General features: G+C 70.8%; 11 protein-coding genes. 8 read left to right on the top strand and 3 right to left on the bottom strand.

Annotated elements, in window-relative coordinates; genetic code table 11:
• Positions 1-4 precede the first annotated feature (4 nt).
• The 4 genes from AB0M88_RS09475 (at position 5) to AB0M88_RS09460 (ending at position 3,919) form a co-directional block, all read left to right on the top strand.
• Positions 5-1,231: an MFS transporter gene (locus tag AB0M88_RS09475; RefSeq protein ID WP_364097982.1), complete on the top strand. Its 1,227-nt coding sequence runs from the start codon at positions 5-7 to the stop codon at positions 1,229-1,231.
• A gap of 669 nt (positions 1,232-1,900) precedes the next feature.
• A complete protein-coding gene (locus AB0M88_RS09470) occupies positions 1,901-2,107 on the top strand; it encodes a CbtB-domain containing protein (RefSeq protein WP_364098080.1) in 207 nt (68 codons plus the stop codon).
• Between the two features lie 23 nt (positions 2,108-2,130).
• A complete protein-coding gene (locus AB0M88_RS09465; RefSeq protein WP_364097979.1) occupies positions 2,131-2,982 on the top strand; it encodes a CbtA family protein in 852 nt (283 codons plus the stop codon).
• A 220-nt stretch (positions 2,983-3,202) separates the two neighbouring features.
• On the top strand, positions 3,203-3,919 hold the full coding sequence (locus AB0M88_RS09460) for a hypothetical protein (protein WP_364097976.1): 717 nt from the start codon (positions 3,203-3,205) through the stop codon (positions 3,917-3,919).
• 26 nt (positions 3,920-3,945) lie between these two features.
• On the opposite strand, the gene AB0M88_RS09455 is transcribed toward AB0M88_RS09460, so the two are convergent.
• The 3 genes from AB0M88_RS09455 to AB0M88_RS09445 are packed head-to-tail and all read right to left on the bottom strand — an operon-like array spanning position 3,946 to position 6,028.
• Complete coding sequence (locus AB0M88_RS09455; RefSeq protein ID WP_364097974.1) at positions 3,946-4,986, bottom strand: hypothetical protein; 1,041 nt, start codon at positions 4,984-4,986, stop codon at positions 3,946-3,948.
• Positions 4,987-5,433 carry a hypothetical protein gene (locus AB0M88_RS09450; protein WP_364097971.1) on the bottom strand — a complete coding sequence of 149 codons (447 nt, stop codon included), beginning with the start codon at positions 5,431-5,433 and terminating at the stop codon, positions 4,987-4,989.
• Positions 5,414-6,028: a hypothetical protein gene (locus tag AB0M88_RS09445; protein WP_364097968.1), complete on the bottom strand. Its 615-nt coding sequence runs from the start codon at positions 6,026-6,028 to the stop codon at positions 5,414-5,416. The genes AB0M88_RS09450 and AB0M88_RS09445 overlap by 20 nt, the downstream gene beginning before the upstream one ends.
• Before the next feature lie 203 nt (positions 6,029-6,231).
• On the opposite strand from AB0M88_RS09445, the gene AB0M88_RS09440 reads away from it, so the two are divergent.
• From AB0M88_RS09440 to AB0M88_RS09425, 4 genes are all read left to right on the top strand, one after another.
• A complete protein-coding gene (locus AB0M88_RS09440; protein WP_364097965.1) occupies positions 6,232-6,597 on the top strand; it encodes a PadR family transcriptional regulator in 366 nt (121 codons plus the stop codon).
• The gene (locus AB0M88_RS09435; protein WP_364097963.1) at positions 6,594-7,556 is read left to right on the top strand and encodes a permease prefix domain 1-containing protein; all 963 of its coding nucleotides are present in this window, start codon (positions 6,594-6,596) and stop codon (positions 7,554-7,556) included. The genes AB0M88_RS09440 and AB0M88_RS09435 overlap by 4 nt, the downstream gene beginning before the upstream one ends.
• A gap of 401 nt (positions 7,557-7,957) precedes the next feature.
• Positions 7,958-13,900 carry an amino acid adenylation domain-containing protein gene (locus AB0M88_RS09430; protein ID WP_364097961.1) on the top strand — a complete coding sequence of 1,981 codons (5,943 nt, stop codon included), beginning with the start codon at positions 7,958-7,960 and terminating at the stop codon, positions 13,898-13,900.
• Positions 13,897-14,109 carry an MbtH family protein gene (locus tag AB0M88_RS09425; RefSeq protein WP_364097958.1) on the top strand — a complete coding sequence of 71 codons (213 nt, stop codon included), beginning with the start codon at positions 13,897-13,899 and terminating at the stop codon, positions 14,107-14,109. The genes AB0M88_RS09430 and AB0M88_RS09425 overlap by 4 nt, the downstream gene beginning before the upstream one ends.
• Positions 14,110-14,120: the final 11 nt, after the last annotated feature.

Below are 14,120 nucleotides of genomic sequence, written 5' to 3'. Positions count from 1 at the left end.
TTGCATGCCGTCAGTTCTCCCCGAGAAGGGCCCGGCCCGCCTGCTCGCGGTCGCCACGCTGGTCAACATGCTCGGATACGGCATCTATCTGGCCGCCGGTGTCCTCTACTTCACCCGCGTGGTGCACCTGCCGGCCGCCCAGATCGGCCTCGGGCTCACCATCGCCGGCGGTGCGGGCCTGGCCGCCGGGATCCCGGTGGGGGCGCTGGCCGACCGGAGGGGAGCGCGCAACGTCTACGCGGTCACCTTACTGCTCGGGGCCGTTGCCATGGGCGGGCTCTGCCTGGCGCACGGATTCCTGTCGTTCGTGCTGTTCGCCGCGCTGGCTGGCGCCGCCCAGACCTCGGGACCGGCCGCGCGAAGCCCGTTGATCCAGAAGTACGGCGGGGAGCGCCCGGCCGAGTTCCGCGGTTACCTGCGGGCGGTCACCAACCTCGGCATCGCGGGCGGCGCCCTGTTCGCGGGCTGGGGAATCCAGGTCGACACGCGAACGTCCTATCTGCTGCTCATCTCCGGCAGCGCCGTCTCGTACGCCGCCTGCGCCGTACTGATCATGATCCTGCCGGCCGTGCCGACGATACCGGCCGTCGGCGGTCCGAAGTGGATGGCCCTGCGTGACCGCCCCTATCTTCTGCTGACCGCGCTCGACGGCCTGATGGCCATCCAGTACCGGGTGCTCACGGCCGCCGTGCCGCTGTGGCTGATCGGCCGGACCGACGCCCCGCGCTGGTCGATCTCGGCGGTGATGCTGGTGAACACGGCCATCGTCGTGCTCTTCCAGGTCCGCGCGAGCAAGCGGATCTCCACGCTGCGAGCCGGCGCCGACGCCTTCCGCCGCGCCGGGATCGCCTTCCTTCTCTCGTGCGTGGCGATCTCCCTGCTGCCCGGGTTCCCCGGCCCGCTCGCCGTCGCCATGTTGCTCGGCGCCGTGGTCGTGCACACGATCGGCGAGATCTGGCACGCCGCGGGCGGTTTCGAGGTATCGTTCCTGCTCGCGCCCCCACACGCGATCGGCCAATATCAGGGCCTGTTCGGCATGGGCCTGGGACTGGGCATCGCGATCGGTCCCGCCCTGCTCATCGCGCTGTGCATCGGCTGGGGCGTCCCCGGCTGGTGGGCCGTGGGCGCCTTCTTCGCCCTGACCGGCCTGGCCGTGCCTCCGGCGGCCCGCTGGGCCGAGCGCACCCGCCTCCGGAACGACCTGATCCTGGCCGACCAGCGGGCAGGCTGAGGCCGGCGTTCGACCCGCCGCCGTCGCGGCGCGTGCTGATCAGCCCGGCGCCGCGCAGCACCGTCGCCTGCTGGCTGGCGGCGGCCGGCGACACGCCGCAGCGCTGCGCCGGCTCGCTGGTGGTGCGGTCGGCCACGGCGGCCTCGAGGGCGGCCGCCAGAGTGGCGACCACCAGCGCGGTCAGCCGCCGCGGGCTGGCGGGGCGGCCCCGCCGCAGTGTGCCCGGTGGCGACGGTCCTCGCGCGGTGACTATGTCGGGAACCCGTCGGTCCTTTGTGGATTAGCCGGCCGGGGCCTGGCTCCGCCCCACCATATGTGGGTCCGGCCGAAGATTGGTCACACCAGATGGTGTGGCGGGCGTGTCGCCCACTTCTCGTCACGTTCGGGTGTCGCTTCAAGTGCCGGCCGCCCACCTGAGCCTTTTGATGACGAGTGGGGCTTTCTGGCCCGACACGCTTGCGCGACACGCGAGCTCACGTTGACGTCGTGCTTCCGGCCCAGCTAGCGTCAGCTTCGGGTCGGTGTGAGGAAGCTGGGGAAGATCCAGCACGGTCGCGCCACTGTGAACCGGCAGCCCGTCAGGTTGCCGGCCAAGTCAGATACTTCGCCGAGCCCACGCCCAACCGCAACGAGGGACGCAGGATCCCCAAGGAGGCTTTCATGAGCTCGATGTCTCAGCCCACGACCGCGGCCACCCCGCTGGTCATCCCCAACTCGCGCGCCGTTCTCTGGCTGGCCGGCACCGCACTGATCGCGCTGGCGATCTACTACTTCATCGGCGTCGACCAGGGGGCCTGGTCGGTGTTCGGCAGCGACATGCACGTCCACGAGTTCGTGCACGACGGCCGCCACTTCCTCGGCTTCCCCTGCCACTGACGCTCGAGGAGCAGGCCGAGACAATGGAAAAGCGCATCATCTGGCGCGGCGTTCTCGCCGGCGCCATCGGTGGGCTGCTCGCGTTCGTGTTCGCCCGGATCTTCGCCGAGCCGCAGATCCAGAAGGCGATCGACTTCGAGAGCGCCCGCAACGCCGCTCAGGACGCCCTCGACAAGACGGCCGGGATGACGGTGCCGGCCGAGGGCCCGGACATCTTCTCCCGAACGATCCAGGCCGACGTCGGCGTAGGGGTCGCGCTGATCTTCTTCGGCGCGGCCATGGGCGGGCTCTTCGCCATCGCGTACGCCCTCTACCTGGGCCGTTCCGGCAACCTCAAGCCGCGCAGCCTGGCGCTGCTGGTCGCCGGAGGCGGCTTCCTCAGCATGTACCTGGTGCCGTTCGCGAAGTACCCGGCCAACCCGCCGGCCATCGGCCACGAGGACACCATCCGCCAGCGCGGCGAGCTCTACCTGTTGATGACCGTCGCCAGCGTGTTGTTCCTGGTGCTGGCGGTGTGGCTGGGCAAGCGCCTGAAGCCGCGGTTCGGCAACTGGAACGCTTCGCTGATCGCCGGGGCGGTGTTCCTCGTCGCGACCGGGATCGTCATGCTGATCCTGCCCTCGGTCGGGCACCTGGCCGCGAACAAGGAGTTCCACCAGGCGACCGAGACTCCGGCGCCGCTGACCGACCCGTCCGGGAAGATCGTGTTCCCGGGCTTCCCGGCCGACGTGCTGTTCGCGTTCCGGTTCTACTCGGTCGGCGCCCAGCTGATCCTGTGGACGGCGATCGGCCTCGTCTTCGCGCCGCTGGCCGAGCGTCTGCTGGCCCCGAGGCCGCCGGCCCGCTCGGCCGACTCGGAGCTGGTCACCGCCTGATCGAGAATTCGGCGTTCTGAGGCCTTCAGGACCCTGTCCCGCCGCCGGCGAGGCAGGGTCCTCGCTGCAAGCGATCCTCAGCCCGCCGGTCAGCGGAAACGCCCTGCGTCGCCCAAATCGGGCCGGGCACGGGCGGGAGGCCGCGATGCTAAATTGGACGCTCGACTGACATCGGGGGCTATGGATGCGCCGCTGGTTGTGGGGACCTCTCGTGGGCGGCGTGCTGCTCGCGGTGGGCGTCGCGGGATGCCAGAACGACAACAAGGAAGAGCCCACCCCGGCGCCGACGACCAGTGCCGCGGCGCCGGTGAGCGGCACGACCGCGCCGGACGGGGGTTCGGTCCGGGTCGCCGAGCAGGGGCTGTCGCAGATCACGGACGGCACCGGGCGTCCCCAGGTCAGCTTCGGGATCGTGCTCGAGAGCAGCAGCAAGGCCTGGATCGCCACCGGGACGAGCGTGACGATCGCGCTGACCGACGCGTCCGGCAAGACGATCGACGACCAGATCGAGCACGGCAAATACCAGGCGCACGCCACGCAGCCGCAGGCGAGGACCGGGCTCGGCGGCCAGATCTACGTGAGCGCGGCCGGGGCGACCAAGCTGCGGGTGAACGTCGGCGCCTCAACGTGGTACCCGAAGGGTTATCCGGACTTCGCGGCGATCACCGCCTCGAAGGTCAGGACCGAGCGGAAGGGCGACTCGGCGACGTACACCTTCGACCTGACCTCCGCCTACGACCGGCCCGTCGACGGGAAGTACATCGACATCATCTTCCGCGACGAGGCCGGAAAGCTGGTCGGCGGGGCCGGCGTCGCGCTGACCGCGACCTGCTCGAGCGTGCCGCCGGGAGCGAGTTCGTGCACAACCGGCACGAAGTACCCGCTGCCCGCCGGCGCCGCCGACGCCCGGACCGAGGTCTACGTCGACGGCGAGTGAGCGGGGCCCTCAGGTGGGCGGCCCCGTCACGGCGGCATGAAATCGGTTCTGAGTTCGGCGTCGGTGTCGCTGACCATGCCGGGCTGGGGCGGCAGGAGCAGCAGGTCGCGCTCCGGCCCGGTCAGCACCGAGGTGCACCTGTCGAGGCACCTCTTGACGTCGCTCTCGTGCGTGGTGATGTAACCGTCGATCCTGGTGAGGGAGTCGATCATGTTGCTGAGCACGCCGTCGACGGTGGGGGCGGCCAGCTTGAGGCCGTTGTGGTCCGGGAACGTCGCCAGCCCCAGGGTCGCGGAGGCACCCGAGATGATCCACAGGTCGGCCTGGATAGCCGCGGGTAGCAGCAGGCCGCCGGTGGTCGGAATCGACGCGATGCCGGCCACCAGCGCGGTGACCGCGGCCGCGACGGTCAGGAACGTCTTGAGACCGCCCGAGCTCTTCTCGTCGATCGCCTCGATCGCCTTGACCGTGTCGCCGGCCGTGCTCACCAGGTCGTTGCGGACCGCCACGAAGATGTCCCGCTCGGCGATCATCGCGTGCATCATCACGCCGGCGATGTAGGCCTGGTTCTTGGCCGCTGTCTTCAGCCGGCCGATGAAGTTCGCCTGGAACAGGTCCGCGGCCGGGCCTTTCCAGTCCGCCGTCAGGTGGCTCACGTCGTCGACGTACTGTGCGACCGGGCTCGTCCCCACCGAATGGTCGTCGTCGTGGATGGTGAGAGCGGTCTGCTCCATCCCGTCGATCAACGGCTGGAACCGGATCGGATCGGGATCGACCCGTCCGCTGAAGAGGCCCGGGATCCAGGCGTACGCGGCACGCACCTTGGCCCAGTCGGCGTCGGTGCCGAGGTAGTAGCCGTTCGCGTCGACGGCGTAACCGCCGTACTTGCCGGCCACGATCGACCGGTCCGCCGAGTTCGCACCCGCGGCCCAGCGGTCGGGACCCGGGCCCTCGGGGACGAATCTCAGCTCCCGTTCGCCGCGCATCTTGACCGCGGCCTCGACGACGTTCTTCGCCGCGGCCGCGATCTCCTCGGGCGACTTGTATGCGCCTGGTCCGGCTGCCATCTAGTCTCCCGGCTGTTTCACGGCGGGCCGATCGCCCGGCTGCTCGACCGGTACGTAGTTCGAAGCGCCCGGCGGCAGCTGCGTGCCGTCCATGAACTTCGAGATCTCGCGACTGAGCTCGGCGCTCGATCCGTCGGCCGTAGCGTAAAGATCGGTCACCCGGATCAGGGCGTCGCTCGCCGCGTAGATGTTGGTGGCGGTCTGCCCCATCACCCGCTGCAACTCGTCGCGGGCCGCCGTCCAGGCCGGCTGCACCGGGCCGGGCACGCTCACTTCATAACCAGGGCCCACAGTTCCCGTACGCGAGAAGGCCCCGTCGTACGTCGCGGTGCCGTCGGCCCGCGCGTTGCCGGCCAGGAACGCGTCGGCGATCTTCGGCAGGTACGCCCGGCCGCACAGCCACAGCTTCCCGAGATCGGCGCCCAGCTCAGTACCAGAATCGACCATCCCGGCCTCCCTCCTCGCTGCCGGCCGCCGGTTCGGTCCCCCCGGGCAGTCCGTTCTCGTCCGGCAGCTTGCTTCCCTCTGGCAGTTTCAAGTCGAAGAATTCGTCCCGCAGTTCACGGTCGCGATCGTGGTACGCCGTGAGCAGCCGCCCCAGCGCCGCGACACCCTCCGAGATGAACTGCTCCTCGGACAGCGCGCGCAACGCCCCGTCGCGGATGCGCACCCGCCACTGGTCGAGGCCCTCGGTCTCGACCGTGATCCAGCCGTTCACCGAGCTCGTCTCGACGCGCAACGCCCGCTGCGCCTCGTAGAACCGCCGTTCGCGGCCGTCGAGCTCACGCTCCACCTCGCCCGCGCTGACCGGCTGACCGGTCACGTCGCCGATGACCTCGTAGTATCCGCGCTGGCAGCCGGCCCGCACCGACCGGGCGAGATCGCCGAGCTGCCCGGCCAGGGCCGATTCGGTGTAAGAGCGGTACGCGCCCTCGTGAAACCGCAGCGTGACCTGGTTACGGTCGCGGGTCGCGGCGATCTGGCCGTCGGGAGACGTCTCCCGCACGGTCAGGCGTTCCAGCCGGTCGGCAAGCTCCCCCATGGCCACCCCCCGTACGAACCCCGTACTGCCGAACCGGGTCAATATACAAGTCCGTCAACGTCCTGACTGCCCCGTTTCCGACCGGCGCGGACCCGGGTCGCCCGGAGAACGGCGAGCCACACCGGGCGCAAGTCCCCACTGCTCAGGCAGGAACAATGTCGTGTGGCTTGTCATAGTGTGTGATACACACTATGGTGAGTGGCATGACAATGGATGCGACGCTCTCCGGTCACCTGCAGGAGTTGCGCCGGGGCACGGTCGTCGTCGCGAGCCTCACCGTGCTGCGCACACCGGGCTACGGCTATTCGTTGCTCGAGATGCTGAGCGAGGCCGGCTTCGAGGTCGAGGCCAACACGCTCTACCCGCTGCTCCGGCGCCTGGAGAGTCAGGGCCTGCTGACCAGTTCGTGGAACACCGACGAGGCTCGGCCGCGGAAGTTCTACCGCACCACCGAGCAGGGCGACGCGATCGCGGCCGCCCTCCGGGGCGAATGGTCCCGGCTCAACACCGCGGTCACCGATCTTGACGAGCCGGCGCCGGCCGGACCGACCACGGGGAGCGAGAAATGACCAGCCTCATCGACCGTTACGTGTTCACCGCGCTGCGCCGCGTGCCCGAGCAGCAGCGCACCGACATCGACCGTGAGCTGCGCGCCTCCATCGAGGACGCGGTGGACGCCCGGGTCGACGGGGGCGAGCCGCGCGACGCCGCCGTCGAGGCCACGCTTCTCGAGCTGGGTGACCCCGACCGGCTGGCCGATTCGTACGCGGGCCGCCTGCCCTACCTGATCGGCCCCGACCTCTTCCCGTTCTGGCGCCGGCTGATCAAGATGCTCTACACGGTCGTGCTCCCGATCGTGGTCGCGGTCGCGGTGACCGTGCAGCTGTTCGACCACCCGACGGTGGGCAAGGTGATCGGCGGCGGCATCTCCGCGCTCATCACCACGGCGGTGCACATCGGCTTCTGGACCACGCTGGTCTTCGCCATCCTCGAGCGCACCGACGCCCGCACCGAGCTGAAGACGACGTGGAAGCCGGCCGACCTGCCGAAATACGAACCGTCCGTGGTCAGCCGTGGGCAACTCGCGGCCGGGCTGGTCTGGCCGGTGCTGCTGATGGTCGCGCTGATCATGCAGCAGTTCACGTTCACCCGCGAGCCGGTGCTCGACCCGGCGAACTGGAGCTTCTGGTGGCCGTTCTTCCTCGTGATGCTGGTGCTCGAATGCGGTTACCAGGTCTGGCTGCACCGCCACCGCGTGTGGACGCACACCGTCACCCTGGTCAACGCCGCGCTCGGCATCCTGACCACGGTCCCGCTCGTCTGGTTGCTGGCCACCCACCACTTCTACAACCCGAAGTTCATCGCGACCCTGAACTGGGGCGAGGTCAACCCGCTGACCTGGCTGACCAACATCGCGGTGGTGGTGGCCGTGGCCACCGCGGTCTGGGACGTCGCCGAGGTGGCGGCCCGGGCCGAGCGGGCGCGCCGCGGCCTGGCGACCAAGGAGCCCGGCAGCCTGGCCCTTTGATCTGAACGAAACTCCGAGACACCGGGCCGAGCCCGGTGTCTCGCGTTTTTGTCTGGGTGAGCCGGCCGCGGTATCTCACCGATTCATGCCGTCCTGAGGGCCCGCGCCGGCGCCGCCTCGGCGCGACGGCGGTCTTGCGGACGTTTGGTTCCATTGCCGCCCTGAGTGTCGTGCCTGGTCATCGTGCATTCCCGGTGGCCGCCCTTCGACGGTGACGCAGCAGCCCGGGTTCTTGTGCATCGCAATCGCGGTGATTTTCTCGATATTGCGGTTTTTGTCGTGGGCCACCACAGTGGCGTGACGTTGCGCCACTCTGGATCGTCATCGCGACCGGGAGCGCCGGGGGGCCAGCGAGGCGCGATCGACCGGATGGCGTGGGTCGCCACTTCGAGGAGGCAGATGTGCTCGATTCTCCGACCCTGCCGGAGTTGTTCGCCGCGCAAGTGCGGCGCGGTGCGCGGGACGTCGCGGTGGCGGGGGACGACGCGTCGCTGTCCTTCGTGGACCTGGACGAGCGCTCCAACCGGCTGGCCCGGCTTCTGATCGATCAGGGCGTCGGCCCCGAGGTCGTGGTGGCGCTGCGGATGGGCCGGTCGGTCGAGTTCGTGGTGGCGGCTCTCGCGGTGGCGAAGGCCGGCGGAGCGTACGTGCCGGTGGACGTGGCCTATCCGGCCTCGCGGGCCGAGTTCATGATGGCGGACGCGCGGGCGCGATGCGTGGTGACGACGGCCGCCGCCCGGTCGTCGGCGGCCTCCGGGATCACCGAGGTGGTGCTCGACGACCCGAAGATCGCGCAGGAGATCGCCGGCCTCGACGCGGGCGCCGTACGGGACGCCGACCGCCACGAGCCGCTGCTGGCAGACCACGCCGCGTACATCATCTACACCTCGGGTTCGACCGGCGTGCCGAAAGGCGTCGTGGTGACCCACCGCAGCGTACGGAATCTCGTGCGGGCCCAGACCGAGATCTTCGGCCTGGGCCCGGGTAGCCGGCGGCTGCAGTTCGCGTCGGTCAGCTTCGACGCCTCGGTGTCCGAGGTGTGGACGACGCTGCTGTCCGGTGCGGCCCTGGTCGTGACGGACGGGTCCCGGCTGGTTCCCGGGCCCGCGCTCGTCGACGTCATAAGGCGCCGCGGCGTCACCCACGTGACGCTTCCGCCGTCGCTACTGTCCACAGTAGAACAACATGGAGGTCTGCCGGATCCGGTGACGCTGGTCGTGGCGGGGGAGGCGTGCCCGCCGGCCGTGGCGGCCCGCTGGTGCCGCGATCGGCGCATGTTCAACGCGTACGGCCCAACCGAGGCGACCGTCGCGGCGACCGTGAGCGAGCCGTTGACCGGCGACGGCACGCCGCCCATCGGACGGCCGCTGCACGACGTGCGCGCGTACGTCCTCGACGAATTGTTGCGTGAGCAACCCGCCGGTGAGCTCTACCTCGCCGGCGCCGGGCTGGCCCGCGGATACGCCGGACGGACCGCGCTGACCGCGCAGGGCTTCGTCGCCAACCCGTTCGGTGCGCCCGGCGAGCGGATGTACCGCACCGGCGACGTGGTGCGGCGGCGGCCCGACGGCCAGCTGGAATACCAGGGCCGGGCCGACGACCAGGTCAAGGTCCGGGGTGTACGGGTGGAGCCGGGCGAGGTCGAGTCGGCGCTGATGGGCCTGGCCGGCGTGGACCAGGCCGTCGTCGTGGCGCACGGCGACGGCGTGGATCGCCGCCTGGTCGCCTACGTCGTGGCCGACGCCGACGGCCCGGACGCCGCGGCCCTGCGCCGCAACCTGGCCGCGGTGGTGCCCGATCACCTCGTGCCGTCGGTGTTCATGATGCTCGACTCGCTGCCGGTGACGGTGAACGGCAAGGTTGACCGCCAGGCGCTGCCCGATCCCGCCGCCGATGCCGGCGCACGGGACTACGTGCCTCCGGTCGGCGCGGTGGAGCAGGCGCTGGCGCGGCTGTGGGAGGAGGTCCTCGCCGTTCCCCGGGTGGGCCGCACCGACGAGTTCTACCGCCTCGGCGGTCACTCGCTGCTGGCGACGCAGCTGGTGAACCGCGTCCGGACGGTGATGAACGTCGAGCTCCCGGTCCGCGACCTCTTCGAGACCTCGACCCTGGCCGAGCTCGCCCAGCGGGCGTCCGTGCTGAAAACCGGTACGCGGCCGGTGCTGCGGCGCCAGGTGCGTCCGGCGATGGTGCCGCTCTCCTACCCGCAGCAGCGGATGTGGCTGACCGCGCAGTTGCGCGGCAGCGACGGGGCCTATCACATCCCGGTGGTCGTCCGCCTGTCCGACGGTCTCGACGCCGGGGCCCTGCGCGCGGCGGTCACCGACGTCGTCCGGCGCCACGAGCCGCTGCGCACCCGCTTCCCGCTGCTCGACGGGCAGCCGCGGCAGCGGGTCGTGCCGATGGCCGAGCTCGGCGAACTGCTGGTGCGCGAACGGATCGCGCCCGGTGACCTGGAGAGCACCGTCAAGCGCGTCGTCCGCGAAGGGTTCGACCTGACGACCCAGATCCCGTTGCGGGCGCGCCTGCTCGAGCTCGGGCCGGACGACTTCGCGCTGGTGCTGGTCCTGCACCACATCACGGCCGACGGCGCGTCGATGGAACCGCTGATGCGCGACCTCGGCGAGGCGTACGAGCGACGACGCGCCGGCCTTTCACCACAGTGGACGGAACTGCCGGTGCAGTACGCCGATTTCGCCGTGTGGCAACGGCAACTGGTGCGACTCGCCCGTCCCCGGCTCGCGTACTGGCGTGAGCTGCTCGCCGGCGTTCCCGATGAGCTGGCGCTGCCGGCCGACCGGGCCCGGCCGGCCGAGCCGACGTACCGCGGCCGTTCGGTGCCGTTGACGGTTCCGGCCGAGGTGCACGAGCAGGTGACGGCGATGGCCCGGCGTCACGGCGCCACCGTCTTCATGGTGCTGCAGTCGGCCGTGGCCGCGTTGCTGTTCCGGCTCGGCGCCGGCGCCGACGTCCCGCTCGGGTGGCCGGTGTCCGGCCGGGTCGACGAGGCGCTCGAGGACCTGGTCGGCTTCTTCGTGAACACCCTCGTGCTGCGCGCCGACCTCACCGGCGACCCGTCCTTCGAGCAACTCCTCGGCCGGGTGCGCGAGCAGGACCTGGTGGCCTTCGGCAACCAGGACGTGCCGTTCGAGAGCGTGGTCGAACAGCTGAACCCGCCCCGCGTGCCGGGCCGGCACCCGCTGTTCCAGGTCATGGTCGCCTCGCAGGTCGGCCGGTCGGCGCGGTTCGGCCTCGCCGGGGTCAGTTCGCAGCGGATGGGCGTGGGATCCGGATCGGCGAAGTTCGACCTCAGCTTTCAGTTCGTGGAGTTCCTCGATCCGTCTGGCCGTCCGGCCGGCATCGGCGGCGAGGTGATGTACGCCTGCGACCTGTTCGACCACGACACCGCCGAGCGGATGGCCGGCATGCTCGGCCGGCTTCTGGCCGAGGCGGTGGCCCGGCCCGGCCGGCCGATCGGCCGGCTGCCGTTGATGAGCGAACCGGAGCGGCTGGCGGCCGAGGCCGCGAGCGCCGGGGACGTACGCGACTGGGACGCGCAACCCTGGCCGCACCAGCTCATCGAGGAACACGCCCACCGGAGTCCGGCCGCGACCGCGGTGCGTTTCGAGGGCCGGAGTCTGCCGTACGGGGAACTGAACTGCCGCGCGAACCAGTTGGCGCATCGCCTGATCGGGCTGGGGGCGGGCCGCGACGTGCTGGTGGGCATCAGCATGGAACGTGGCTTCGACCTGGTGGTGGCCGTGCTGGCGGTGTGGAAGACCGGAGGCGCGTTCGTCCCGCTCGACCCCGACCTGCCGCCCGCCCGCCTGACGTCGATGATCGACGACACCGCCGTCACCGTCGTCGTCACGCAGCTGGCCACAAAGGACCGTCTGGCCGCCCACGACCGCCTGCTGCTCTGCGTCGACGGACCGGGCAGTGGCCTCGCGGTGCAGCCGGAACACGATCCGGGCGTGCCGGTCGGCGCCGAGGACGCCGTGTACGCGATCTACACCTCCGGGTCGACCGGCACGCCGAAGGGGGTGGTGAACGTCCGCGCCGCCGTCCGCAACCGGCTGGCCTGGATGAACGAGCGGTTCGGTCCCGACGCCGACCGCCGGGTGCTGCAGAAGTCGCCGCTCACCTACGACACCTCGGTCTGGGAGCTGTTCTGGGCGCTGATGAACGGGGCGACCCTGGTCATGGCCCGGCCGGACGGGCACCGCGACAGCCGCTACCTGGTCGAGCTCATCCGGCGCGAGCGGATCACGTTCGCCGACTTCGTCCCGTCGATGCTCGAGATGTTCCTGCGCGAGCCGGACGCCGGGCGCTGCACCAGCCTTCGTCACGTCATCGCCGGCGGCGAGACGCTGACGCGCGGCCTGCGGAACCGCTTCGCCGCGGCGCTGCCCGGCGCCGGTCTTTACAACCTGTACGGGCCGACCGAGGCCGCCATCGGTGTGACGAGCTGGCTGTGCCACGGCGACGACGAGGGCCGCGGCACACCGATCGGCGTCCCGATCGCCAACGCCCGCGTGTACGTGCTCGGACCCGACCTCGACCACGTGCCGCCCGGCATGCCCGGCGAGATCTACATCGCGGGGCGCCCGCTCGCCCGGGGCTATCTGAACCGGCCCGTGCTGTCCGCGCAGCGGTTCGTCGCCGACCCGTTCGTGCCGGGGGAGCGGATGTACCGCACCGGTGACCGCGCCCGGCGGCGGGCCGACGGGGCGATCGAGTTCCTCGGCCGCGACGACGAGCAGGTGAAGATTCGCGGCGTACGGGTGGAACTGGGCGAGGTCGAGGCGGCGCTGCTCGGGCTGCACGGAGTGGAACAGGCCGTGGCGATGGTGCACGGCGACGGCGTGGACAAGCGGCTGGTGGCGTACGTCGTCGGTTTTGATCCTGATCCGGTCCGGCTGCGCCGGCAGATGCCGGCGGTCGTGCCGGCGCACCTGGTGCCGTCGGCGTTCGTGGCGATGGATGAATTTCCGGTCACCGTGAACGGCAAGGTCGACCGCCGGGCGCTGCCGGATCCGGGCGTGACGGACAGCGAACGGGCCTACGAGAAGCCCGCCGGACCCGTCGAGGAGTCCCTGGCCGAGCTGTGGCAGGGCCTGCTCGGCGTGGCGCGGGTGGGCCGCGACGACAACTTCTTCGCGCTCGGCGGCCATTCGCTGCTGGCGATGCAGATGGTCAACGAGCTCCGGACGCTGCTGCGCGTTGAACTGCCGTTCCGCACGGTCTTCGAGAGCCTGACGCTCGCCGACCTGGCCGCCCGGGTCGACGACCTGCCGCGGCTGCCGGACGCCGAGCCGCGGGCCGCACCCGAGGACCGGATGCGCGTGCTGGTCGCGCGGGCGCTGGGCGTCGACGAGGTGGCGGCCGAGGACAACCTCTTCGACCTCGGCGGCGGCCGGGAGACCGTCGAGGCACTCGCGCGGGCCATCGAGGCCGAGTTCGGCCGGACCGTCAACCCGCTCGTGGTGTCGGCCGTGCCGACGGCCAAGGACCTCGCCAGCTGGCTCGCCGCGTCATCGGAGGAGACGACCCTCGACCTGGTGGTGCCGCTGCGGGCGGGCACCGGCCCGGTGTCGCTGTTCTGCGTCCATCCGCTGGGCGGGCTGAGCTGGCTCTACTACCCGCTGGTCAACGCGATCCCGCCGGCCGTCGGGGTGTACGGCGTCCAGGCCCGTGGTCTGCGGCCGGGCGAGGCGCTGCCGGCAACCATGACCGAGATGGCCGCCGACTACGTCCAGCAGATCCGCCTGGTCCAGCCCGAAGGGCCGTACCACCTGCTGGGCCTGAGCACCGGCGGCGAGATCGCCCACGAGATGGGCGTGCAGCTCCAGCGCGCCGGCCAGCAGGTCGCTCTGATCGCCATGCTCGACGCCCGGCCGACGCCGCAGCGCCCGGCGACCCAGGTGGAGCGGCTGAACGCGGTCGCCCGTCACTTCGACCTCAACGTCCCGGCCGAGCAACGCCCGCACCTGACCGGCGACATCCTCTACGAGCAGCTCCGGCAGCGTCAGGGGCCCTACTCGTTCCTGATGCGGCAGAAGGGCCGGGCCACGGTCGACTTCTACGAGAACATGATCGAGCTGACCGACAACCACCAGTTCTCGGTCTTCGACGGCGACGTGCTGTTCGTCGAGGCGATCGCGGCCCGGCCGTCCGAGCACCACTTCGCACCCATGTGGCACCGGTACGTCACCGGCGTCGTCGACGTCATGGCCCTCAACTACAAGCACCGGCAACTCGCCCGGGCCGAGGTGCTGGAGACGATCGGCGCGCGGGTGGCCGAACACATACGTCTTACTCCCACGGAAGGGCCGACGGCATGAGCAACCCGTTCGAGCGCGAGGACATCAGCTACTTCGTACTGGTCAACGACGAGGGGCAGCATTCGCTCTGGCCGGAGGTGATCGACGTGCCGGCCGGCTGGCGTACGGTCCTCGGGCCGGAGAGCCGCGACGAGTGCCTGGCCTACGTCGAGAAGTCGTGGTGGGACATCCGGCCGGCGAGCCTGGTCGCCCGGATGGCCTCGTCATGACCTCGGGCCTG

This window comes from Actinoplanes sp. NPDC051411 (assembly GCF_040682075.1).
GTDB lineage: Bacteria > Actinomycetota > Actinomycetes > Mycobacteriales > Micromonosporaceae > Actinoplanes.
The sequence above is the reverse complement of the archived record's forward strand: the minus strand, read 5'-3'. Positions and strand labels throughout refer to the sequence as shown.

Coding starts and splice junctions, on each gene's coding strand:
- AB0M88_RS09450 (WP_364097971.1), bottom strand. CDS start 5,433: ATGGTCGATTCTGGTACTGAGCTGGGCGCCGATCTCGGGAAGCTGTGG.
- AB0M88_RS09475 (WP_364097982.1), top strand. CDS start 5: ATGCCGTCAGTTCTCCCCGAGAAGGGCCCGGCCCGCCTGCTCGCGGTC.
- AB0M88_RS09470 (WP_364098080.1), top strand. CDS start 1,901: ATGTCTCAGCCCACGACCGCGGCCACCCCGCTGGTCATCCCCAACTCG.
- AB0M88_RS09455 (WP_364097974.1), bottom strand. CDS start 4,986: ATGGCAGCCGGACCAGGCGCATACAAGTCGCCCGAGGAGATCGCGGCC.
- AB0M88_RS09440 (WP_364097965.1), top strand. CDS start 6,232: ATGACAATGGATGCGACGCTCTCCGGTCACCTGCAGGAGTTGCGCCGG.
- AB0M88_RS09445 (WP_364097968.1), bottom strand. CDS start 6,028: ATGGGGGAGCTTGCCGACCGGCTGGAACGCCTGACCGTGCGGGAGACG.
- AB0M88_RS09435 (WP_364097963.1), top strand. CDS start 6,594: ATGACCAGCCTCATCGACCGTTACGTGTTCACCGCGCTGCGCCGCGTG.
- AB0M88_RS09465 (WP_364097979.1), top strand. CDS start 2,131: ATGGAAAAGCGCATCATCTGGCGCGGCGTTCTCGCCGGCGCCATCGGT.
- AB0M88_RS09425 (WP_364097958.1), top strand. CDS start 13,897: ATGAGCAACCCGTTCGAGCGCGAGGACATCAGCTACTTCGTACTGGTC.